Origin of the sequence: Desulfobotulus alkaliphilus (genome assembly GCF_007830435.1) — a bacterium.
GTDB lineage: Bacteria > Desulfobacterota > Desulfobacteria > Desulfobacterales > ASO4-4 > Desulfobotulus > Desulfobotulus alkaliphilus.
The window spans coordinates 37525-59535 of record NZ_VLLC01000007.1 but is presented as its reverse complement, the minus strand read 5'-3'; the positions used below and the strand labels follow the sequence as shown (position 1 = coordinate 59535).

Annotated in this window: 15 protein-coding genes; 1 reads left to right on the top strand and 14 read right to left on the bottom strand. The window is 50.6% G+C overall.

Annotated elements, in window-relative coordinates; translation table 11 throughout:
* The 9 genes from LZ24_RS05875 to brxF form a co-directional block, all read right to left on the bottom strand.
* A complete protein-coding gene (locus LZ24_RS05875; protein ID WP_246118530.1) occupies positions 1-2745 on the bottom strand; it encodes a DEAD/DEAH box helicase in 2745 nt (914 codons plus the stop codon).
* Between the two features lie 178 nt (positions 2746-2923).
* The gene (locus tag LZ24_RS05870) at positions 2924-3475 is read right to left on the bottom strand and encodes a type II toxin-antitoxin system VapC family toxin (RefSeq protein WP_144683392.1); all 552 of its coding nucleotides are present in this window, start codon (positions 3473-3475) and stop codon (positions 2924-2926) included.
* Positions 3465-3821: an STAS-like domain-containing protein gene (locus LZ24_RS05865; RefSeq protein ID WP_144683389.1), complete on the bottom strand. Its 357-nt coding sequence runs from the start codon at positions 3819-3821 to the stop codon at positions 3465-3467. Before LZ24_RS05865 ends, LZ24_RS05870 begins: the two co-directional genes overlap by 11 nt.
* A gap of 17 nt (positions 3822-3838) precedes the next feature.
* Positions 3839-4711: an ATP-binding protein gene (locus tag LZ24_RS05860; protein ID WP_144683386.1), complete on the bottom strand. Its 873-nt coding sequence runs from the start codon at positions 4709-4711 to the stop codon at positions 3839-3841.
* 95 nt (positions 4712-4806) lie between these two features.
* Entirely contained in the window at positions 4807-5883 is a 1077-nt protein-coding gene (locus LZ24_RS05855) for an AAA family ATPase (protein WP_144683383.1), read from the bottom strand.
* Positions 5880-8708, bottom strand: a complete 2829-nt coding sequence (locus LZ24_RS05850; RefSeq protein WP_144683380.1) for a DNA methyltransferase — start codon at positions 8706-8708, stop codon at positions 5880-5882. The genes LZ24_RS05855 and LZ24_RS05850 overlap by 4 nt, the downstream gene beginning before the upstream one ends.
* Before the next feature lie 16 nt (positions 8709-8724).
* The gene (locus LZ24_RS05845; protein ID WP_144683377.1) at positions 8725-9186 is read right to left on the bottom strand and encodes a four helix bundle protein; all 462 of its coding nucleotides are present in this window, start codon (positions 9184-9186) and stop codon (positions 8725-8727) included.
* A gap of 85 nt (positions 9187-9271) precedes the next feature.
* Positions 9272-13003 carry a DUF6079 family protein gene (locus tag LZ24_RS05840; protein WP_144683374.1) on the bottom strand — a complete coding sequence of 1244 codons (3732 nt, stop codon included), beginning with the start codon at positions 13001-13003 and terminating at the stop codon, positions 9272-9274.
* 41 nt (positions 13004-13044) lie between these two features.
* A complete protein-coding gene (gene brxF, locus LZ24_RS05835) occupies positions 13045-13581 on the bottom strand; it encodes a BREX-3 system P-loop-containing protein BrxF (protein ID WP_144683371.1) in 537 nt (178 codons plus the stop codon).
* On the opposite strand from brxF, the gene LZ24_RS17540 reads away from it, so the two are divergent.
* A complete protein-coding gene (locus tag LZ24_RS17540) occupies positions 13580-13756 on the top strand; it encodes a hypothetical protein (protein WP_222427547.1) in 177 nt (58 codons plus the stop codon). The two genes, brxF and LZ24_RS17540, sit on opposite strands and share 2 nt — an antisense overlap.
* Before the next feature lie 88 nt (positions 13757-13844).
* Here the strand turns inward: LZ24_RS17540 and LZ24_RS05830 are convergent, their stop codons facing one another.
* The 5 genes from LZ24_RS05830 to LZ24_RS05810 form a co-directional block, all read right to left on the bottom strand.
* A complete protein-coding gene (locus LZ24_RS05830; RefSeq protein ID WP_144683368.1) occupies positions 13845-16433 on the bottom strand; it encodes a zinc-dependent metalloprotease in 2589 nt (862 codons plus the stop codon).
* A 171-nt stretch (positions 16434-16604) separates the two neighbouring features.
* Positions 16605-19181 carry a zinc-dependent metalloprotease gene (locus LZ24_RS05825; protein WP_144683365.1) on the bottom strand — a complete coding sequence of 859 codons (2577 nt, stop codon included), beginning with the start codon at positions 19179-19181 and terminating at the stop codon, positions 16605-16607.
* Between the two features lie 288 nt (positions 19182-19469).
* Positions 19470-19907 (bottom strand): arsenate reductase ArsC, encoded by a 438-nt coding sequence (locus LZ24_RS05820; RefSeq protein WP_144683362.1) that lies wholly within the window; start codon positions 19905-19907, stop codon positions 19470-19472.
* Positions 19908-20020: 113 nt separating this feature from the next.
* On the bottom strand, positions 20021-21400 hold the full coding sequence (gene mgtE / locus LZ24_RS05815) for a magnesium transporter (RefSeq protein ID WP_144683359.1): 1380 nt from the start codon (positions 21398-21400) through the stop codon (positions 20021-20023).
* Positions 21401-21756: 356 nt separating this feature from the next.
* Positions 21757-21987, bottom strand: a complete 231-nt coding sequence (locus tag LZ24_RS05810; protein WP_144683356.1) for a thioredoxin family protein — start codon at positions 21985-21987, stop codon at positions 21757-21759.
* Positions 21988-22011 lie beyond the last annotated feature (24 nt).

The window sequence follows — 22011 nt, the reverse complement described above, 5'->3', positions numbered from 1 at the left end:
TCAGTTTTTCTGTGTTTTTTCAATTTTCATCATCAGCAAAGGCCTTACTTCCGGTATTGTCTCCTGCGCTGAGAGCAGTTCCTCTTTCCATTGATTTTCTTCTGCTTTAAGACGGGAAAGTCTGAACTGCCTGACTTCCGGGAGGCCTACCCGTTTAATGGCCGTTCTCCGTGAGGCAAAGGATACAGCTGCCCGCTCCTTTTCATGGGTTAAGGATGCAAGGTGGGCCTGCTCAAGGCTATGAAAAATTTCCTGCCCGGCCTGCTCAATGGCTTCCTGCAAAAGCAGATGGGCTTTTGTGGAATCATCCTGATTCAGCATATTCAGTACCTTGATTTCTGCTGTGGGCAGGGTGTCCCAGATATGCCTGGCAGTGGGCATAAACAGCCTGCCTTCCTCGCTTAAGAATGCACAGGCATGAGCCTTCCGTATCATTGGGATTCGGATAAACTGCATTTTATGGAGCATTTCAATCTGAAGACGGATCTCAAACAGCCCCCATAAACCTGAAATGGTGGCTGGCAATCCATTTATTCTTACGCATGGGATGGGCTGCCCGGCGGCAATCTGTGGCAAATTCAGGGCCAATCCACGGATACGGCTGTTTTCAAGGTTCAGAAGACAAGACCTGTCGGAAAGGGGCTCAGACTCCCTCTGCCTGAATAAACAGCCATTCATCTCTTCACCATCGGGCCAACTCAGCTTCCACCCATTGGCATTTTTGATGGCATCTCCACCCTTTAAATGGAGATAACTGAGAGTCATCTGCTCAACCCATTCCGGCAGGGGATGTGCCTGCAGGCTTGCTGCCGCATCTATATCCGGAGTTTCCTTTATGCCATAAACGGGGCTGTGCTCCCGCAGTTCCACCCTTTCCTGTTCTATGGCAGAAAGCATATTTTCTACTTCAGGGCTGATTTCCCGGTTTTCCATCACAATACGGGTCATCATCTGCTCATAAAGCTCTCCTGCCATTGGAGTGTCCAGAATGTCGTGGGTCTTGTCGATTCCGGTATCTTCGAGAATAACGGAAAGCTTTTCCTCAATCACTTCCAGCACACGGGACTCAACGGAGTTTTGGAAAACAAAGTTGAAAGCCCGGACAATCTTTGGCTGACCAATACGATCCACACGGCCGATGCGCTGTTCCACCCGCATCGGATTCCATGGAAGGTCATAATTGATGACCACATGGGCAAACTGCAGGTTCAAACCCTCCCCCCCTGCGTCCGTAGAAATCATTATCCGTGCTTCTTCGGCAAAGCTGCGCTGCTCTTTTTTTCGCTCTTCCATTTCCATGGAACCATTGATGGTGGCACAGATAAAACCTCGTTCCTGCAAAAATTCCTGCAGCATCTTCTGAGTGCCGATGAATTCCGTAAAAATAAGGAGCTTGAGATGATCATCCTTTTCTTCGCCCTGAAGCTGATAAATCAGCTCCATCAGACGAAGTACCTTGGCATCAGGCCCTGCGGTTTCAACCTGTTTTGCCAGTGATAAAAGGTAGTGAACCTGTTCCACTTCGTTTTTTCTGCCGGGTTCATTCACATCCAGCAGTTCATCGAGAAGCTCCTGACCCGTCAAGTCCTCAAGATCTTCAATCAGCAGTTCAATGCCGGATCTGTCCTGATCCTTCATGTCTTCAAGTTTTTCAAGGCGTCTTTCAAGGGTTGAACGAATGGCCCTTGTACTGGAAGATGCGATCCTCTGTAGCAGAATCATAAGGAAGACAATGAATGGGGAACGGTTATGCAGTGCCAGATTATAACCGAACCTGACATAATCTGTCACTTCTTCGTAAAGCTTCAACTGATCCGGGAAGTTGTTCAGGTCAACGGCCAGTGTGCGTGTGGTTCTTGGCTTGAAAAGGGGCTCCCCCTTTGCCGTAACTGCCGATCTTTTTTCGGTGCGGATGACAAAGGGAGCCACACGGTCCCGCTTGATACTTTCGGAATCAGGAAAATTTGAGGCATCCAACAAACCCATCAGCCTGGCAAAGGCATCGGATTTTCCCTGGTGCGGGGTGGCAGACAAAAGCAGCAGATAGGGGGCAGATTCCGCAAGGCCCTGTCCCAGTTTATAACGGGCGACACTATCCGTTGCGCCTCCAAGGCGGTGGGCTTCGTCAACAATAACCAGATCCCACTGGGCTGTAACCAGCCGGTCATGGCGAAGCAGGTTGTAACGCTGGACGGCTTCCCTGCTCCAACCCCTGCGCCTGGTGATGGGCTTGAAGGCATCTGTGGTGATGATTGCCTGGGGAAAATGATGCCATGGATTAGAGCCTGCTCCGGCTTTTAAGGGCATCATCCTTTCATAGGCTTCAAGATCCGATGCATTGACCAGTGCAAAGCCCTCATTGAAATGGGTGCTCATTTCAGCCTGCCACTGAAGGGCAAGGCTCTTGGGGGCCACAATCAGGGTACGGAGAACCAGACCCCGCAGTTTGAGTTCACGCAGGATCAGACCGGCTTCGATGGTCTTGCCCAGCCCCACCTCGTCGGCCAGCAGGTAGCGCACCCTGTCTCCGGATATGGCCCTGGAAAGGGCATGGATCTGGTGCGGCAGGGGAATAACGCTGGACTCCATGGGAGCCAGCAATACATGGCCATCCTTTGGCCTTCTGGAGCCTTCCAGCACCTCAGCCACCTTGGCGGCAGAAGCTACATAGCTTATGCGAAAGGCCTCTGTTTCTGGCTGAAGATCCGCATTTAGTGGTCTCAGGCTTGAGCGGTGGACACGCACCACTGCATCCTGGTTCGGCAACCAGACACGACATACCGTTTGCCCCCAAAGGGTCTGTTCATCAACAACCTTGCACGCACTTTTGTGTATAGTGCTGTATTTCCAGTCAGCCATTATTTATGCCGTCTATTATCGGGTGCTACAGATGGACAATGAAAAACACAAAAGTAGCTGTGCATCATGGGCAGGCTCTCAAAAGTCTTGGATTTGAGGTTAAAACCTTGATGCCACCGTTCTGAAAATCACCGTCATTGGTCATTAACTTAAGATTTCTTTTTTTGCAGATATCCACCAGTATTGCATCGTTGAAATCGACTTTTCCAGCCGAAAAATCAGCCAGTGCCTGATTCAGATCCAGTTCATTGGCAGGTATGGAATGAATTTGGCAGAAACTTAGGATTTTTTTGGAAAATGCTTCTGCTACCGATGCAACTGTTGAGAAATCCGATGAATTTCTGAAATCTTTAAATTTCGGATGTCGGGATTTGTAGTTTCCCTCCCACTCAATTCTTACATAGCGATTCAGGTATTCACTTAACACTATTGGATCAAGTACGGGTTGAGCTTTCGCAGAAACAAGGTTTGAGAAAGCGGTCGAGTATTGAGCCGCCAATTTATTTGATGAGCCAGTTGGTGCCGGGAACAGATAAAGCCAGACATTTGTATCCACAAGAATCTGTTCATCCGAACTGAAGGAATAGGAAGAAAGATCATAGGCCTTATTCCTCATTGTTGTTTTCCTCCAGCCATGCATCATCATAAGATTTTTTGTTGGAATAATACTTCTTGGCATTATCCACAACATGCTTGAGCAGTTCCATGTCATCGGAAGAAAGTCCTTCAACTTTCAACTGAGTCCGAATCTCATCCTCGCTAAAAGAGCCATAGAGCTGCCCAATTGCAACATTCAGAAAAAGTGAGATCAACATGCTTACATTCTCAAAGGAAATGCTAACCTGTTTTCCAGCTCTTAGGAGTTGTTCGATCTTGTCAAATACTTTCTGGCCGTCCTCAGCGGATATGCAGAGCGGACTGCCTATCAGATCCGCTACCTTTATTTTAATTTGATCACCCATAGTAGATTCCTTATATTTTAAAAAATATCTTCGTTTTTCAGCTCTGATTTTAAGCAGTAACTACCTGTATCATCTGTGTTAATTTCAATATTTATGCAGGTTCCTGGAAAATCATTATCCATTTTTTGAATAGCCTCACCGTTTGCAGAAAATTCATAATATCCAAACCTTGATACAAGCTGAATTTTTCCACCATTCATTCGAATAAAATCTTTGATCAGCTTCAACCCAAGACCCCCCGGCTGATTCCCGGTTTTTGTGGTATTACCATCTGTCATGGCCCATTCAATGGCCTTGCAGGAGTTGAGTGTTGCCTTCCCTGTATATCTGCGTACATTTTCCCGAATGCCGACTCCGGCATCAGCAATGGTAAAATCCAACCGATGTTTATTTGGATAAAATTGCCCGCACACAAAAATTCCCGATGAAGACTGAGAATGGATAGTTGCGTTGAGAAATATTTCGAACAGACTCTGTCTAAAGCGTTTTGTTAAGGCCTTAGACATGGTCGGAATCCCCCTTCCTTTCATGTAGGTGTCGAGATAATCATTAAACTGCTCGCCTGCATGTAGTTTGAAAATCTTGAAGGGAAGTGTTGTCTGATTGATGTCCAATAAATCAGGTTGATTAAATATGCTCAGAAATTTGTTTTTCCGGAGAATCCTACTTACTCCTGATGGCACATTGGCAATGGTCACATCATTCAGCTCATCACGAAGTCGTGCAATAACGGCATATAGGGGTGCCGCCATATTGGCTTCAAAAAAACTGCAGGATGAAAAATCCAGTTCAATGGAATCATAGCAAATATTCTTCGTCTTGTCGGCAATATGGGCTATACCTTCAAAACCACTGCAATTGCTTCTGATTGTGCCAAGGTTGAGCTTCACTGGTTACTCCCCTCCCATCCGTGTTACCGCCTGAAAAAGCAAATGCTGGCTTTTCAGCCGGACTTCTTCGGCACGGATACCTGTTTTTACACGGATCATAGCTCCCCCTCATCCTTGCCCAGAAGGAGAACACGGCGATCTTCGCTTACCGAATCCATAATATCTTCGGAGTGGGTTGCCATGATGTACTGGTTCTGCGGAGACATTTGCAAAAGCATTTTGACAAAACTCCGGTGCCACTGGGCATTGAGGTGCAGCTCCGGTTCATCAATGAAGATTACAGAGGGGTTGTTTCGGGTGTGGTACCAGACGAGAAACAGCGTGGAAATGATTTCCTTTTGACCGGAACTCAGTCCGTCAAAGGTAAAGGAGCCTTCACCGTTTACGGGCTTTATGCGAAAGTCAACGGTATTATCCGGTGATGGCCTCAGCTTGCTGATGGTACCATGGGCATAAAATCGAACCAGCTCGTTGAGCTTTTCTATGGTTTCCGCCGGATCTTCGTCATCTCCAAGCTCAAACAGATTGGCCTGCCCCATCAGAGAGCGCAGAATTCTTAGTTTGAAGGTGCTCATTGGTGTTTCATAACGCTGAAATGGAGGGCGTTTTGGTGAACGTCCCTCTACCATCATTCCTAATTCAGGATTGCCCTCCTGGACTTTCCTATAGCTGTGGAAAAGAAGAAATTTGTTTTCCATAACAGGGTTGGGTGTAAAGCCACATATTGCCTTAATGAAGTCTTCAACTTCAGTCTCGGAATTAAAAAGTTCATTTTCGATAATTTTTTCTCGGAGTATTTCTCCTGATATTTTTATTACACCATTACGATCTATTCTAACATGAACAGTACTGGTTTCATCACCAATAACAATATCACCGCTTATTTCCGCAAAATGACAGCCAGATTTAATGAGCAAATCCGGTACATTCACAATGGTGTAACGGTCACGCAGTTTGAACCTCTCTTCCCTTTGAGTCAGTGATAGCAAGAGCAAGGCACAGCACTCAATAATGGAGGACTTGCCCAAGCCGTTTTGGCTGCCCATAATCAGGATATCCGGATCATCGGGCATTCGGGGGGCGGGAAAATCCATTTCAAGTGTATCAATGCCCTTGTAATTGCGAATGCTTATCCGTCTTATTTTTACGGGGATTTTTTGGTTTTTTGTCATAAAAGCCCTCCTCCGCTGTTATCTCCTGATCTTGTTACTGCCTGATCGTACCACATGAGCAGTTTGGGATCTTCTTCCAGGACGTTGTTGGGGATCTTATCGGCCACGGCGACGATGACGGCGTAGTCGCGCTCCTGCCAGGCTTTCTTGAATCCGGCGCGGACGGCCTCCAGACGGAAAACTTTGAGTTTCTTCTTGACCTCTTTGTACTCCTCAAACTCCTTGAGCAGTGCCTTCTCGCGCAGCTTCTCCAGGTCGCCCGCCTTGTTGGGATCGGGCACATACCACCGGTCACGGGCTTTGGTCACCAGCGCCGGGTCATCCTTGGGCAGGTTGCGCAGCTCTTTCCAGTTGGTGGAAAGGTAGGCGTGGATCTGCTCGGGCACCGGGCCTTTGCCGTCGTAGCAGAGGAAGTTCTGGTTTAGCAGTTCGCGCAGGTCGAGCTGGGCCTCGTTCTTGCTCCAGCCGCCAAGCTGCTGCATGAACTGAGGGTTGATGTCGGAGAAGGTCTGTGGCTTTTCCTTGATGAGCTGTCGCAGCCATTGGATCGCAGATGCCTCGTCAGAGACGAACATCGAAAGCTGCTGTGGGGCACCGGAGGTCATCTTCTTGCGGTCGTATTCGGCCACCTGGTCCGGCAGGAAATACATGCCATCGCGCTCGATGAAACGCTGCGACAGCCCAATCTGGAACTCCTGGCTCGAGATCGGCACGGGGTAGCCCTTGCGGACGTAGTAGGCTACCATCTGGTCGAACAGAATGCGGGGATCGCGTTCCGGGACGAACTGCAGCAAGGCTCCTTGTTGTTTCGTGACCGGCAGATACTTCAAATGGGTGCGGACAAAATCCCAAACGCCTGCTTCGGTTTGCGCCTCGTTCTGAAAGCGTTCTTCAAAACCACCATTGGGTTTGTAGGCTGAGATAACGAGGTCTTGTTTGACTGCCGTTGGGGTTGTTACCGCTTTAAAACTACCTTTTTTCTTATCTAAAGCAGATACATTTGCAACAATAAACCCGGCTTCGGCCATAGCGCTTTGAATGTTATTCCAAACACTTGCCTTAGTGTTTGAAAATTCAACGGTCATCCAGCGGCCTGGCTTGAGTAGCTCAAAAGCTCTTCTGAATGCAGAAGACATCAGCTTGCGATATTCGTCGGACCCCTTGTTTTGAACACTATTTTCGATGGCTTCTTTTTCATTATTCGTTTTTACACCAAGCCACTCTTCCCAAAGCAGCGCAAGCTCTGAATACATAATATTAGAGCCGAATGGTGGATCTATAAATACATAGTCAAGAACAGCATTACACTCGTCTCGGAAGTTTGTTGCAGATGAGGTTGATATTGTGCTGAGCTTTGATTTGAAAGGCGAGCCAGACTTAATCCGATCTCTGATGGCGCTTTTCATTTGCTCAATGATATTGAGCTCTTTAATCAAAGATGGAACATATAAAGTACCTGATTGTGGTCCTCCGCCTGCCCCCCAAACACCTGACTGGTAAGTAAAGCGATACCTTTTGGTGATTTGTCCAGAAACTTTTGTCAAAACCAATCGAAGCGCTGGAGTCGTGCATCTGCTTAAATATGACGCAAGAGCGCAAAGGTTCCTGTTAGAATAAAAATGATGGAGATGCGTAATGCCATGAGAGCGAATTGGCTGTGATGTATTGAACCCGTCAGGCAGTGCCGCTACCGGAAACCAGTGTGGTATCTGCATACTCTCTGATTTTTCAATTCTGGCCAGATCATCTGCATCTGGTCTTTTTTCAAACCGGTTACCACCTAGAGAGTAGTTTATTTTGACAGGAGCCTGCTTTGCTTGTCGTATTGTTTCTTTCAGATGAGGGTCAAATCTTGTGATCCATGCTCTCTCCATATTTCTCTTCGTTAACTGAGATGAGCAATGAGGGCACGGGAATTTATCATTAACAGTTCCCTGTTCTTTATTGACGGCTGAGTCCCAGAATATCACCTCACAAAGACATTCTTGACAAACAAAAACATCTGACCAAACGGTATAGTTAATTTTTCCAGTGCGGCCGTCAGAGTGTTTTGTTTCATACATCCACGAACACTCTTTTTCGACCTCTTTCAGGATGCGATTTGATTCTTTCTCAAAGGATGAGATGTCGATAGGTGTATTGTAATTATAAGAAATAAAGCCTGCCGCAGGAGAAAGATCGTTTAAAACGGCTCGCCGCGCGCCAATCTTAGAGAAAGGAACCCAGGTCTTCTTGCCACTGTCTTCAGTTTCCTCACGAAGAATTGTACCGTCGGGTTTTACCTGAAACCCAAGTGAAACAACTGCATCACGATCGCCACACATTTGTGCAGCAACTCCAGTCATCCCTGTGCCGCAAAATCCGTCGAATACGATATGCCCGGGCTCGGTATAATGAAGTATGTACTTCATAATAGCTTTATGAGGAACTTTGGTCGGATAAGGATGCATTTTGTAAAAAGGATCGTATTTACCCTCGCCAACATCAGAAGCAAAAGGTTCACGGTGGTAGTGATAGCCCTCAGGCTTTTCCGGCTTTTGCGTCTCCCATTCGGCAATGAAGTCAGCGATCCACGGGTTCGGGCAGGCGGTGTAATACGGCGGATCACTCAGGTTCAGGATGTCCTCGTCGCTGCCGATGGGAAATCCTTCGATCTTGCGGAACTCCGGCTCTTGCAGCTTCTTGCGCAGTTCCTCGGTAAAGTGGGCACGGCGGGCCTCGTCGTTCTCGAAGGTCATGCCTAAGCAGGTCACGGGTCCCGAGTCGCGGGTCGCGGGTTCTTCTGTCTCGAACATCGTCTGTTGCTGTCCGTATTTGTCGCTCATGAATTACTCCGATTCTCTAAGAGGTCGCGGGTTTCGAGTCGCGGGTCCCGAGTCCTTGGGTTCTATTTTGACTCGCTGACTCGTGACCCGAGACCCGAGACTCGCGACTCTTCTGGCCTCGACTCAGATAGCGCATGAAACCGCCAATGAGGTTTCCTGTTTCTGTGGCTGATTTGTAAAGCGAGTCAAAAGCAGTCTGGTCAATCAACCCGGCATCGAGAGCCACATAAAGCTGCGCTTTGACTTCACCGGCAGAGCCTTTTGCGATGGCAAGGAATCGTCGGAATTCAACATCGCCACCACGCTCAAAGCCTTCGGCAATGTTGGACATTACCGAAACGGCTGCTCTTTGAATCTGGTCACGCAGTCCGAAATCGCGAGCGAACCTTCCTTCCGATGTGACGGCATACACGGCTTTGGCGAGCTGTCTTGCCCGCTGCCATGCCTCGATATCTTCAAACTTTTCAATCCTTGCCATATTCGCTCCGCTCAGGTCATCTGGTCCCGAGTCGCGGGTCTTGGGTCATAGACTCGTGACTCATGACTCGCGACCCGTGACTTTTCTATTCCATAACGATCCGCACCTTGGCCGGGTCCTTGCCCTTGGTGAGCTGATCGATGTACTCCTCAAAGCGTTTCTTCATCTCCGCCGGGGTGGCCGGGCCGTCGGTAACCTGCAGAGCCTGTTGCAGCTCCTGCGCCTTGACGGTGACTTTCACCAGACCGGAGAGCACTTCCTTCAGGGCGTGGACAAAGTTGCTGTCCAGCGGCACCGGCAGTTCCTTCGATTTGATGAAGGCCTCCAGCGGTTCGCGGTCGTCGATCTTCAGCAGATCCATGTTGGCCTGGGTGATCGGGTCCTCCAGGTTGCTGAGGATGGTGGAGGTCCAGGCCGTCACCATGGCGTCGAGCTGGGCGTCCATCTGGTCGATCATCTGCGAGCCTGCCGCCGCACCTGTTTCCACCGAAGGCCGGAACCCGCAATGCGGGCAGATGGGCGAGGCGTCGAGGTTTTGCTCGGTCAGGGCAAAGCAGCTTTTCAGTCCGGCCAGGCGATTCTGGTAATCGGTGAGCTGCTGCCGGGGCATCAGGTCGATACCGGCCAGTTTGAGCAGGGTTTGCAGCCGCTGGTCGCCCAGCAGTCCTGCCTTGCGCTTGTCGTCGTTCACCCCCAGCCGGGCCTTGGTGTGCAGGCCGATGTAGGCGACGGTGTAATCCTTTTTCAGCTTTTGCAGCTTGGCCCCGATGGACTGGGACTGGCTGGCCAGCTCGGTCAGGTCGGCCTGCTTGAGGGCATCCAGCACATCCTGCCGGGTGGTCTTCATGCGATCCACCCAGTCATGCTCGGCGAGCAGCACCGCCTCGGCGGTGGAGAGCCAGGAGGCCGTCGGGCTGTGGTCCATGATGAACTCACGCAGGGCGTCCAACTCATCGAGCGCCTTCACGGCCTTTTCATGGGCCAGCACTTCGGGAGCGCTGTAGCGGAAGTTTTTCAGCTTGCCCGGCGAGGAGTAAGCCTGGAGCGATTCAAAGAAGCCCTTGGCATCAATCAGCCCGCTGGCCTGGCTGGCCAGGTCGGTTCCCGCAAGCAGGTTTAGGCCCCAGAAGGAGAGCCCTTCGCGCAGGGTCTGCTGGGTCATGACGATGCGCTTGACGATCTTGCCCACCGCTTGTTGCAGGTTCTGCACCGGCTCGTCCTTGCCCTGGGTGACGAGCTGGGCCATGCCCGGCGTCATGCCGAGCAGTTCAAACAGCGCCTTGAGCGCGGGCAGGTTCCATTCCTTGGGCTGCTCCAGGTGCTTGAAGCGGACCAGCTCGTCCATGCCGGTCGCGGCAAGCTGCTGTAGTCCGGTGGCGTCAAACTTTTTGCCCGGAATGGCGAGCACGATGTCGCCGGAATAGACCAGCGAAGCCAGGATGACCGCCACCCATTCCGGCTCAAGCCGACCACCGCCGGGGTTCATGTATTCCAGCCCGTGGTCGTCCTGGATGATCTCGCTGCGGTTCACTACCTGGCCGTGCCCCTTGGCCTTGACGGCATCGAGGATGAACTTGGTGTACTTCGACTTGTAGGGGTCGATCTTCTCGCCGTCGAGCAGCTCCAGGGCGTCCAGTACGGCCGTGGCCTGCTTGGTGCGGTTCTGCCCGGCGATGGCCCGCAGGGCGTCCTGCGCGGCCTGGGCCCGGTTGTTGCCGGTGATCAGAACCGAGAAGAACGGGTAGTCCGGGGCCTGGTTCTCGAAGTTCGGAGCCAGGCAGACACCGGCGATGGTGTTCACCAGGTCACGGAAGTTGATGGTCTCGTGGGGCGACAAGCCGGACAGATCACGGATGGATTTCCCCTTGGCCCATCCGGTCATGGACTTGGAGCGGCCCTGATAGGTGACCTCGAAGGCATCGCTCATGTGCTTCTGCAGCCACTGGACCAGCTTCTTCAGGAAGCCGTTGGCCTTCGATTCATAGGTGGCCTTGGCGTGGCCCGATGAGGTGGCGGCAAGGTCCAGGGCGGCCGCATAACTCTTCAGCGCGGTTTGGAATTCCTCGTCTGTGCCTTTCAGGCGGAAAAAGACCTCGTCATTGACCTTGTCGTCCTTGAAGCGGGGCGGATCGTTGGGCTGAATAAAATAGAGGTAGAAGTCCCGCTGAGGCACGGCGGTGGAGCGCTCATTGGGAGCACCGAAAAAGAGATAGCCGGTGCGGGCTGCCTTACGCTCATGCCACAGAAGTTCGTGTTGCCATATCTTATAGCCGGTTACATAGGTGGCGTCCTGGCATTCCATGACCCGCTTGAGCGCCTCGTAATAGAAGCGGTCGAGCTGAGCCTGCCCCAAGCTTTCGGCCCGCTTGTCGATCAGGGCGTCGAAGTCATCGGTCTTCTTCAGGTCAAGATAGAACTGGCGGTTGTCAGCATTGAAGGAGATGAACTGGCCGCTGACTGTCTTGTGGATCTCGCGCAGGACCGTTTCCACATGGGTCTGGAGATCCTTGTCGGGTTCGTCGCTACCCAGCTCGGCGATCAGCGGATCAAACAGGCAGAGACGGTCGCGCAGTTCCTCGGCGGATGCGCCCATGGGGGCAAAGATGTCGCCAGTGGTAAGGCGGTGGACGGACAGAGCATGGATCAGGCGTAGCGCCATCGGCTTGTATTGTTTGCGGGTGATGGCGTTCTCGATGCGGGATTCCAGAACCTGGCTGCAATCAATGACTGCCCGGATTTCGGGAATGGCGCGGAACGAAGCGTTCTGCTTGAGGGTACCCCAATAGCTGTCGAAGGCGATCAGGCCGGGTTCGTCCTGCGGCACGTCCTTATCTATGATGCCTTTCATTCCAACGGACAGGGTTTTTAAGACCTCCCGTTTTTCCACCACGGTCACCCGTTCAAAGGTATCAATGTAATCCGGATGGACGGGAAAGAGTCGGACAAACTCATCCATGCGTTCGTTAAGATTGCCGTAATATCTGGCAAAGGGCATCAGGTAGTCCCGGATTTTAGCCTGTTGCTCGGCGTTTTTTTTGAGCAGGCGTTCGGCCACAACAAACTTCACATCATTGCGGGCAATGAGGATCTGTTCAAAACGATCCTTTACCCGGCGGATGCTGTCGGCAACAAATGCAAAGCGGGGGCTGTCAAAAATGGCCTCCTGGACACCGGCCATGAAGCGAAAGCGCAGATCCTTGCAGACCTCACCAACCTCACGGAGGAAGTTGAGATCAAGAATCAATTCCTGATCCTTTCGGGTGCGTAGGTAGTCAAGCAGCTCATCGACCACCAGCAGCAGGCCCTGGTCAGGAAAAGTAGTGCTGAACCTGTCCATCATATCTTCAAAGGCCCGCTTGTGACTGCTGATGGTGTCTGCTTCAGGGAAAACATATTCCACACCAAGTTTTTCGAGATGCTCTTCCAGTTCTGCCACAAGGATATCCCGCAGGGACATGGTGGTGGCTCCAATCTCTGTCCGGATGACCTTGAACCGTCCTGCAATCTGGGATGCAGATTCACGCACCTTATCATTTTTCAATGCATCCAGCAGAGAAGCATCTGAGGCAATACTGGAGATCACAGACATGAGGTGCGATTTACCCGTTCCGTAGTTTCCGACCACCAGCAGTCCCTTATTGTCCATAGGCTGATCGAACTGCATTTGAGGAATGACAAGCTGTGTGAGCCGTTCGGCCATTTCATCGGAAATAACATAGGTGTTCACAAGGCTCTGAGCAGCGGCAGATCTGTCCGCATCACGCAGCTGAACCACAGACTCAATGGGATCGAACTGAATAAGGTCTCCGTATTTCATGCCTGTCCTGCCTCTCTGGTGTTTTTTTGATGACGGGCCTTTTATGACCGGTCCCCTGCGGGTAAATCCTTTTTGGCCCCTGCTTCCATGTCCACAATAAGTATATCGTCCGAATCATAGCTTTGGTACTCAGGGTGACCGATTTCGGCATATTGCAGTTTACCACGGACAAGGGTTCCGTTCCATGAAGCCAGAATCAGCCTGTTTCTGGAAATACTCTGCAGAAGCCGCAGGGGATTCTGTTTCAGATTCTTATCAAACAGGATCTCTGTATTATCGAGGATAAGGGGCGTACCAGCTCCCCTATGCCTGTCATCATTATTATGCTCTTCAGATCGGATTATTTCTTCAAGGATGCCGGGTAGCCTGAGTGTCCGCTGTTTTTCCGAAAGCTCCAGCAGCCTGCCCGAAAGAAGGAGATTGATATTGAGGATGGTGGTTTTGTATTCCTCAGCCATATCCCGAAGAACCCTGGTCTTGCCCGAACCGCTTTTACCCGTCAGCAGCACAAGGCGGTAATACAGACCTTCTGCGGACTCCATGGATTCTCTGATTTTATGATGCATGGCTTCAACCATGGCTACCCCTGAACATATGCTTGAATATATCGTGATTGCAGGCCTTTCGGACGTATCTGCCGAACCGCCTGCAGTTTTATCTGGATTTTGCAGTATAATCCCAACAGTCTTTGCTTTTAGTGAAGAATGGGTGCCTTTGTCAAATGGCTTTCCTCTCAAACAAAAAAAGGTATGAAGCCTTTGGAAGTTTGATCGGCTTATACCTTTTTTTGGGGCGGTGTAGTTAGATTTTTTAAGCTATGATTCTAAGGCTTATCAGGATATCAGTGCCTGCATCCGGCAAGATTGCAGTTTTCCAGATACCACTGGAAGGCTGGTTTTGTGGAATCGAGAAACTCGTCATAGAGCAGGGAATCAAGAAACTCTGCACTCGTTGGGGCCACCGCATCATCCAGAACATCCATCATATTCAGATAAATATCCCGTGATTCCCGTTTGCCCCACCACAGTGCCGAAGGTACGGCCCTGTCACTGAGAAGGCTCATGGCTTCCCCCCTGACCTGCCAGTCGTATCTGAAAACGGGCAGAGAAAGATCTTTTCCACCGACGGGAAAGTTGAGGAAGGTGCCGGTATCCTGCATCAGATAGGTACGGCTGGTTTTTTCAAAGGCTGCCAGCAGGCCCTCGCCAGCCTTATTTTCCACAATATCTATGGCAGGCATTCCTGAAAGCATAGCCACATCCTCTGAAACCAGTGCGTTAACCAGCTCTTCAAAATAGTTTTTCCCGATATTCTTGAGCGTCTGTCTTTCTGCTTCAGAAAGCTGCCGGGTGCCGCCCTCATAGGTTTCAATGGTGTAAAAAAGGGGATCATCGAGAATTTTGTTGAATTCATTTTTCCACTCAACTTCCCATGCCGGATCTATAACCATGAACATATCTTCAATGGACTTAAACCCGTAGGGGTTGTTTTCCAGCCAGTCATCCAGATCCTTTTCCACAAGGGGGAGGGTGTCCCTTCGCTTCTGTGTCGGACTGACACTGCGGGGATCAGGATAACGGCTTTTAAGGGCACGGGCATAGAAAGCCTGTTCCGTAAAGGGCTCAAGGTATCTCTGTTTGAATGGAAGGATGGAACTGGCAAGGTTTTGCGGGTCCACATAGAGTTTATCAATGGGGGTTCCGTCAAGGATCTTCAGTACCATCCGAAGATAAAGCTCCCTTGCAATATTTTCAGGTTGCAGCCTCTGATACAGTTCCGAAGATCCGTAGGCAATGGGAGATTTTCCATGGGCAAAGCGGTGGCAGTCCGCCATGGAGTCCGCATCCGAATCCGTGCAGAAGTACAGGCTTTTATCCATGGGCTCATTCAGATAAAGATAGCGCATGGCGCTGATGTCATGGGGAAGGGCCAGATTTTCCACATTGAATCGCCAGGCGCTCATGGTGAATTCGGGCGGTTCGCTGTAATCCATGATACTGGTGGTGGGAATGCCGGGCAGGTAAGTTCTGTTTTCAAGGAAGGCCTGATACCGTTCTTTCCGGTTGTGTCCCTTCCAGTCCGCCTGCATATTCCCTGCAAAATTGTGACGCAGCCCCATGGTATGACCTACCTCATGGGTAACCACAGCCTGTACATAAGCCTGAGCTGCCCTTAAAAATACATCGTCTGTGGCATCGGATGTCAGAAGCTGACCCATGCCCTTTAGCACGAGATCTTCAGATTTGATGGCACAGATACGGGGTTTGTGAAAATTGGCAAGAAGGATATCGGCACTGTGGTGCTGATGAGCTGTTTTTCTGTTCTGATATACAAAGCGCCAGGCTGCTTTCCGGCTGACAATGTTCCATGCATTGGGCATGAAAATCTGGCTGTGGAGAATCTCGCCCGTTCTCGGGTCCGCCTGCATGTCTGCATAGGCCGATGCCGCCTTATCATTTTCTACCCATTGAATGATATTCCGGTCCATATCCGGAGCGCTGGCGTCTTCAGGGGCCACATCCACAGCAAAAATTTCCTGACCAAGGGTTGCATTCCAGTAAAGGACGCCGTTGCGAACGGCCTCACGGAATTCTTCCGGCGTGTTGGCGGACATGGAATAGGTGATGGGGCCTTTGTTGATATTCCACTTCATGGCAAAGATTTCCGTCTCACCGCCAGGTTGAAGCTGGGGCATCACCTCAAAATAGCCTGCATGGGAAAAACCCGGTGAAAGGGTGGGTTCAAAATCCGGATCCGGTCTGTAGGGGGAGATGTAATAATGCACTTCCGCATGGATGATTCTGTCGTCTTTATCCTCTATCTGGGCTGCCTGCTGAATGGACAGGCGGTTGAGGTGCCTTACATCTGTCCGCTTCAGAAAGCTTTGCCTTACCTTTGCCGTTTTAAATGAGGGCTGATAATTTTCGCTTTCATAATCCGATGCATACATCAACTCCTCGGTTATGAAAATCTTTGACATACCCGCATTGAAATCAAAGGTAATCCAGCCGTCTTCATCTTTCAGGATGGGGAATTCTGCAAGGATGAGGGCAAAGGAGCTGTCCGGTGTCACGGTATGGCCCTTGGGGGATTCCAGCATGAAAAGGCGTGAACCCTTGCGCTGAAAGGTCACAATGCGGCTTTTCAGGCCCTGAAAGTTAGCGGTCTCATCCAGAATCACCCTGTTGCCCTGAAAAAGAAATTCCCGGTTCAGGGCACCCTTTGAAATGGCAATGGCTGCTTCGCCGTCCTTTTCGATGGTGCGCAGGGATACCATAACATCGGGATCGGCAGGCTTGGCTCCGCTGTTGCTGCAGGAGGGAAGAAGCATAAGGAAGGGCAGCATGAGGAGAAGCAGCAGGCTGTGTCTGTATTTATGATGCGGGCCCGTAATTGTTCTGTAACCGGAGCATATGGTATCTGTTTTCATTTTTCCCCCTTGTTTTTGTAGCTGGTTCAGAGCTTTTTGTGGGTGAGGATGAAGGGTGACAGCTCCGGAGCGTCTGTCATCTTTCTTATCCGAAGCTGTCAGGCTTTTTTTTGGGGCAGAGACCTGAATTGCTGTTTTTGTTTTCGGGTGTAATCCCGTGCAGTCTGCTTTTCAGTGCCTGCATCCGGCCAGCTTGCAGTTTTCCAGATACCACTGGAAGGCCGGTTTTTCAGACTCCATGAAATCATAATAAAGCTCGGAGCTGCCGAATTCCTGAGGTGCAACTGCATTTTCAAGAATATTAAATAAACTCATTCTGATGGTTTCAGATTCCTGTATGCCCCACCACAATGCCGAAGGTACGGCTCTGTCACTGAGAAGGCTCATGGCTTCCCCCCTGACCTGCCAGTCGTATCTGAAAACAGGCAGAGAAAGGGCTTTTCCACCTACGGAAACGTTGAGGACGGATTCGGTTTTTTCCATCAGATAGGTACGGCTGGTTGCTTCAAAGGCAGCCAGCAGATGGTCCCCTGCGGGGCTGTCCACAATATCTATGCCCTGTATTTCGCTGAGGAGTTCCATATCCATTGAGACCAGCGCAGAAATCAGTTCTGAAAAGAAGGTATTGCCCATTTCCTTAAGCTTTTGTCTTTCTGTTTCAGAAAGCTGGAGGGTGCCGCCTTCATGGATGTTAATATTGTAAAAAAGGGGATCATCGAGAATCCTGCTGAATTCCTCTTTCCATTCCTTTTCCCAGGAAGGATCAGTGATCATTAACATTTTTTCAATGGAATCAAGTCCGTAGGGGTTGTTGCGCAGCCAGTCTTCCAGATCTGTTTCCACAAGGGGACGGGTGTCTTTTCGTTTCTGTACAGGATTGACACTGCGGGGATCAGAATAAAGACTTTTAAGGGCACGGACATAAAATGCGTTTTCCGTAAAGGGCTTAAGGAATCTCTGTTTGAATGAAAGGACGGAATTGGCAAGGTTTTGAGGGTCCACATAGAGTTTATCAATGGGGGTTCCGTCAAGGATCTCCAGCACCATCCGGAGATAAAGCTCCCTTGCAAGATTTTCAGGTTGCAGCCTCTGATACAGTTCCGAAGATCCGTATGCAATGGGAGATTTTCCATGGGCAAAGCGGAGGCAGTCTACCATGGTATTTGGATTGTCTGTATCCGTGCAGAAAAATAAATTTTTATCCATGGGTTCATTCAGATACAGATAACGCATGGCACTGATATCATGGGGAAGAGCCTTTCCTTCCTTATTATAACGCCGGGAGTTCAGGGCGGACTCGTAATGCAGGTTGTAGTCCATGATGCTGGTGCTGGGGATGACGGAATAATAGGCCCCCCGGTCCAGAAAGAGTTGATACAGCTCTTCCCTGTCATGGTGATCTAAATCCGCCTGAAGATTTCCTGCAAAGTTGTGGCGCAGGCCAAGGGTGTGGCCCACCTCATGGGTGATGGTTTCCTGCATTTCCGCCTGGGCAGCCCTGAGAAACATATCGTCTGTGGCATCGGATGCCAGAAGGCGGGTCATGCTTGCCATCATTCTGTCTTCGGGTTTGATGGAACAAATATGGGAGGTGTGAAAATTGGCAAGGTGGATGTCGGCGCTGTGGTGTCTGTGATTGGTATTTTTATTCTGGTAGACAAAGCGCCAGGCTGATTTTCGGCCTGATACGGCCCACATACTGGAAAGAAAAATCTGGCTGTGGAGAATCTCGCCGGTTCTCGGGTCTGCCTGCATGTCTGCATAGGCGGCAGATGCCTTGTCAAAGTCCACCCACTGGATGATATTTCTGTCCATATCCGGAGCACTGACGCCTTCAGGTGCCACATCCACGGCAAAGACTTCTTTACCAAGGGCCGCATTCCAGTAAAGTACGCCGTTCCGGATGACCTCACGGAATTCTTCCGGTGTGTTGGCGGACATGGAATAGGTAATGGGGCCTTTGTTGATATTCCACTTCATGGCAAAGGTTTGTGTCTCTCCGCCGGGTTGAAGCTGGGGCATCACCTCAAAATAACCTGCATGGGAAAAACCCGGTGAGGGCGTAGGCTCAAAGTCCGGGTCCGGCCTGTAGGGGGAGATGTAGTAATGCACCTCCGCATGGATGATGCTGCCGTCTTTATCCTCTATCTGGGCTGCCTGCTGAATGGACATGCGGTTTAAATTTTTTACGTCCGCACGCTTGAGAAAGCTTTGCCGCACCTGTGCCGCTTTAAAGGACGGCTTATAGTTATTACCTTCGAAATCCGATCCATATATGTCCCCGGTCATGAAAATCTTTGACATGCCCCCATTGAAATCAAAGGTAATCCAGCCGCCTTCATCCTTTAGAATGGGAAATTCCGCAAGGATGAGGGCAAAGGAGCTGTCCGGTGTTACGGTGTGGCCTTTTGGGGATTCCAGCATGAAAAGGCGTGAACCCTTGCGCTGAAAGGTCACAATGCGGCTTTTCAGTCCAGTGAAGTAATCGGCCTGATCCAGAATCACATTGTTGCCCTGAAAGAGAAATTCCCTGTTCAGGGCCTCCTTTGAAATGGCAATAGTTGCTTCGCCGTCCTTTTCGATGGTGCGCAGGGATACCCTTACATCGGGATCGGCAGGCTTGGCTCCGCTGCTGCTGCAGGAGGGAAGAAGCATAAGCATGGGCAGCATGATGAGAAGCAGCAGGCGGCAGGCGTGAATTCTCTGCAGACCGGAGATCCGTCTCTGGGCAGCCGGTGTTTTTTTCATTTTTCCCCCTTGGGCTTGTTTTCATTTGTAAGGGTAGGGATTTTACCATGGATGGCAAAGGCAGCCGTATATTCGCCTTCGGGAACGGTAAAAAAACTGCCTGAAAAGCGTCCGATGTATAAAACGATGTTTTTATTTAGCCTTTTTTGGCCCGCCAGATCAAGAGTTTTGTATTTTTGAATGAGTGGAAGATTCTTCCTGCCGGTAATCAGGGGGAAAAAGAGGGGAGGCAAGGCATCTGATGGGGGCTTACCGAAAACTACAGGGGCAAACCTGCCCCTGTGGTTTTTATACTTCTTTGAGCCAGTTCTTAATTTTTTCCTTCAGATCATCCCTTACGTTTCTGAAGGCCTTGAGTTTTTCTTCTTCACTACCCTCTGTGGCAGAAGGATTATCCAGCATCCAGTGGTGGCGGTTGCCTTCCGGCAGACCCGGCCAGACCCTGGGACAGGTCTGCTGAGCCTTGTCGCATACAGTAATCATATGGAGGATGGCTTCCTTTCCCAGATAGGTTCCTATGGCTTTGGGCTTGTGGTGGCTGATGTCAATTCCTTCTTCCGCAAGCACGGCAATGGCCATGGGGTGTACCTTTTCTCCGGGTTCAACCCCTGCGCTGACGGCCGTAAAACGATCGCCGCCCATATGGTTGAGCAGGCCTTCGGCCATCTGGCTGCGGATGGTGTTGCCATTGCAGAGAAAAATAACAAAACGCTTGTGAGCGGACATGGAGAGCCTCCTTGATGAAGTTATTAAAAGCACGCTTAACCGGTGTAATTTTAAAGACCCAATGTTAGGAATGGATGAGCCTTCTGTTTTTGTCCTTCAGCCAAAGGGCTGCTTTATGCAGCACCGGCAGCGGCTATGATATCCTTCAGGTACCAGGTTGCAATGCTGAAATAGATCAGAACACCGCCGATATCCGCAATGGATGTGATGAGCGGCGCACTGGCCGTGGCCGGATCCAGACGGAAACGGGTGAGAAGGAAGGGCAGGCTCATCCCCACAAGGCTGCCGAAGAGTACGGTGAGCACCATGGTCATGGCCACCACCACAGCCACATCCGGGCCTGCGCGGAAAATACCGATCATGGAGACGGCAAGTCCCATGCAAAGGCCTATCCCAATGGCTACGCCGATCTCCCTTTTCAGCAGCTTGAGCCAGTCGCTAAGTTTGACATCCCCCACAGCCAGAGCCCTTACCATCAGGGTGGCGGACTGGGATCCTGCATTACCGCCGCTGTCTATGAGCAGGGGAAGAAAGAAAACAAGGGAGACAACAGCTGCAATGGTGTCCTCAAAGACTGCAATGCCCGCACCGGAAAAGATATTCATGAATACAAGGACCAGAAGCCAGGGAAGGCGTTTCTGAAGCATGGTAAAAAAGCCGGCATCCCGGATATTGAGGCTGAGATCAGGGACTTTATGGCTCATGGCCCCAAAGCGGTGAAAGTCTTCCGTGGCTTCTTCCTGAAGGACATCGGCCACGTCATCGTGGGTGATGATGCCCACCAGTACCTCATTGCCATTGGTCACGGGGATGGCCAGAAGATCATACTTAAGGATTTTTCTGGCCACCTCTTCCTGATCCTCTTCGACCTTGGCCCGCACGGGCTCCATATGCATGATATCCTGAAGCCTTGTTTCCGGACGGGCGAGAATCAGTTCCCTCAGGGAAACGGAACCAATGAGGCTGCGGTTTTTGTTAATGACATAGGCATAATAGATGGTTTCCTTGTCCGGTGCTTCCAGCCGCAGTTTTTCAAGGGCTTCCCTTACGGTGATATCCGCAGGCAGGGCAGCATAGTCCGATGTCATGATGGCACCGGCCGTACCTTCGGCATAGGATTCCAGTTTAAGGATATCCTGCCTTTCAGCCTTTGCCAGCATGTGCAGCAGCCTGTCTTTGCGGATATCGGGAATGTTGCGGATGAGGTCCACCCGGTCATCGGCATACATTGCCTGAATCATTGCGCTCAGCTCTTCATCGGAGAGCACAATCAGCAGTTTGGACTGCAGCTCCGGTGCCATGTGGGAAAGGATTTTTGATGCTGTCCCCGGATTCAGGCGGGTCATGACAAAGTGCATGTCCTGGGTCAGGGCCTCTTCGAAGGCCGCAGCCAGATCGGCAGGGTGCTGTCTGGCGCAGAAGCGGACCAGCTCCCTTTCATTGTTGCTGCTGATGAAGGTCTGAATGGTGGGATAAATGGAATGATTTTTCATGGTTCACCTCAAAAATGCACGCCGCACATGGAAGGGGCGGCGGAGGGAACCGTGAGAGGGCTAAGAGCCTGTCAGGAGAACTGCCGTCCTTTCCGCACCCAGACGTACGGATGTGGCCAATGGCTTGTTGGGAAAGCGAAATGTTTTAGAGCAACTACTGCCTTCGTCCATTTCTGTTACGGGTCTCCATTCTCAGGTTGATAATTGGCGGGCTGGAAAAAAGCCCTAAAAAAACCGAATCTGACTAACACAGGGGGGTATGCAGGTCAAGTGTATTTTCTTCTTTTTGCTGATATGGTATGGAAACGGGAAAGGAGGGAGTAAGGCCTTAAAAAATAACTCCTTTCCCTGCTTTTTCATTGGAGCCAGCCCAACACCTCCTCTTTTTTGGGTACCTTGCCCACCATTTTTACATCTCCGTCAATGATTACGGCCGGGGTTCCGAAAACCCCATATCCTGCAATTTTGAGCAGATCAGATACTTTTTCGACGGAAGCGTCAACGCCTGCTTCTGCTACGGCTTCCCTCACCACTTTTTCTGCCTGACCACATTTGGCGCAGCCCGGTCCGAGAATTTTAATTTCCATCACTGTTCTCCTTTTTTTAAAAAC

Excerpts from the sequence above, each read along its gene's own strand:
- LZ24_RS05870 (WP_144683392.1), bottom strand. The coding sequence starts at position 3,475 with ATGAGGAATAAGGCCTATGATCTTTCTTCCTATTCCTTCAGTTCGGAT.
- LZ24_RS05865 (WP_144683389.1), bottom strand. The coding sequence starts at position 3,821 with ATGGGTGATCAAATTAAAATAAAGGTAGCGGATCTGATAGGCAGTCCG.
- LZ24_RS05855 (WP_144683383.1), bottom strand. The coding sequence starts at position 5,883 with ATGACAAAAAACCAAAAAATCCCCGTAAAAATAAGACGGATAAGCATT.
- LZ24_RS05850 (WP_144683380.1), bottom strand. The coding sequence starts at position 8,708 with ATGAGCGACAAATACGGACAGCAACAGACGATGTTCGAGACAGAAGAA.
- LZ24_RS05845 (WP_144683377.1), bottom strand. The coding sequence starts at position 9,186 with ATGGCAAGGATTGAAAAGTTTGAAGATATCGAGGCATGGCAGCGGGCA.
- LZ24_RS05840 (WP_144683374.1), bottom strand. The coding sequence starts at position 13,003 with ATGAAATACGGAGACCTTATTCAGTTCGATCCCATTGAGTCTGTGGTT.
- LZ24_RS17540 (WP_222427547.1), top strand. The coding sequence starts at position 13,580 with ATGGCTACCCCTGAACATATGCTTGAATATATCGTGATTGCAGGCCTT.
- brxF (WP_144683371.1), bottom strand. The coding sequence starts at position 13,581 with ATGGTTGAAGCCATGCATCATAAAATCAGAGAATCCATGGAGTCCGCA.
- LZ24_RS05830 (WP_144683368.1), bottom strand. The coding sequence starts at position 16,433 with ATGAAAACAGATACCATATGCTCCGGTTACAGAACAATTACGGGCCCG.
- LZ24_RS05825 (WP_144683365.1), bottom strand. The coding sequence starts at position 19,181 with ATGAAAAAAACACCGGCTGCCCAGAGACGGATCTCCGGTCTGCAGAGA.
- LZ24_RS05820 (WP_144683362.1), bottom strand. The coding sequence starts at position 19,907 with ATGTCCGCTCACAAGCGTTTTGTTATTTTTCTCTGCAATGGCAACACC.
- mgtE (WP_144683359.1), bottom strand. The coding sequence starts at position 21,400 with ATGAAAAATCATTCCATTTATCCCACCATTCAGACCTTCATCAGCAGC.
- LZ24_RS05810 (WP_144683356.1), bottom strand. The coding sequence starts at position 21,987 with ATGGAAATTAAAATTCTCGGACCGGGCTGCGCCAAATGTGGTCAGGCA.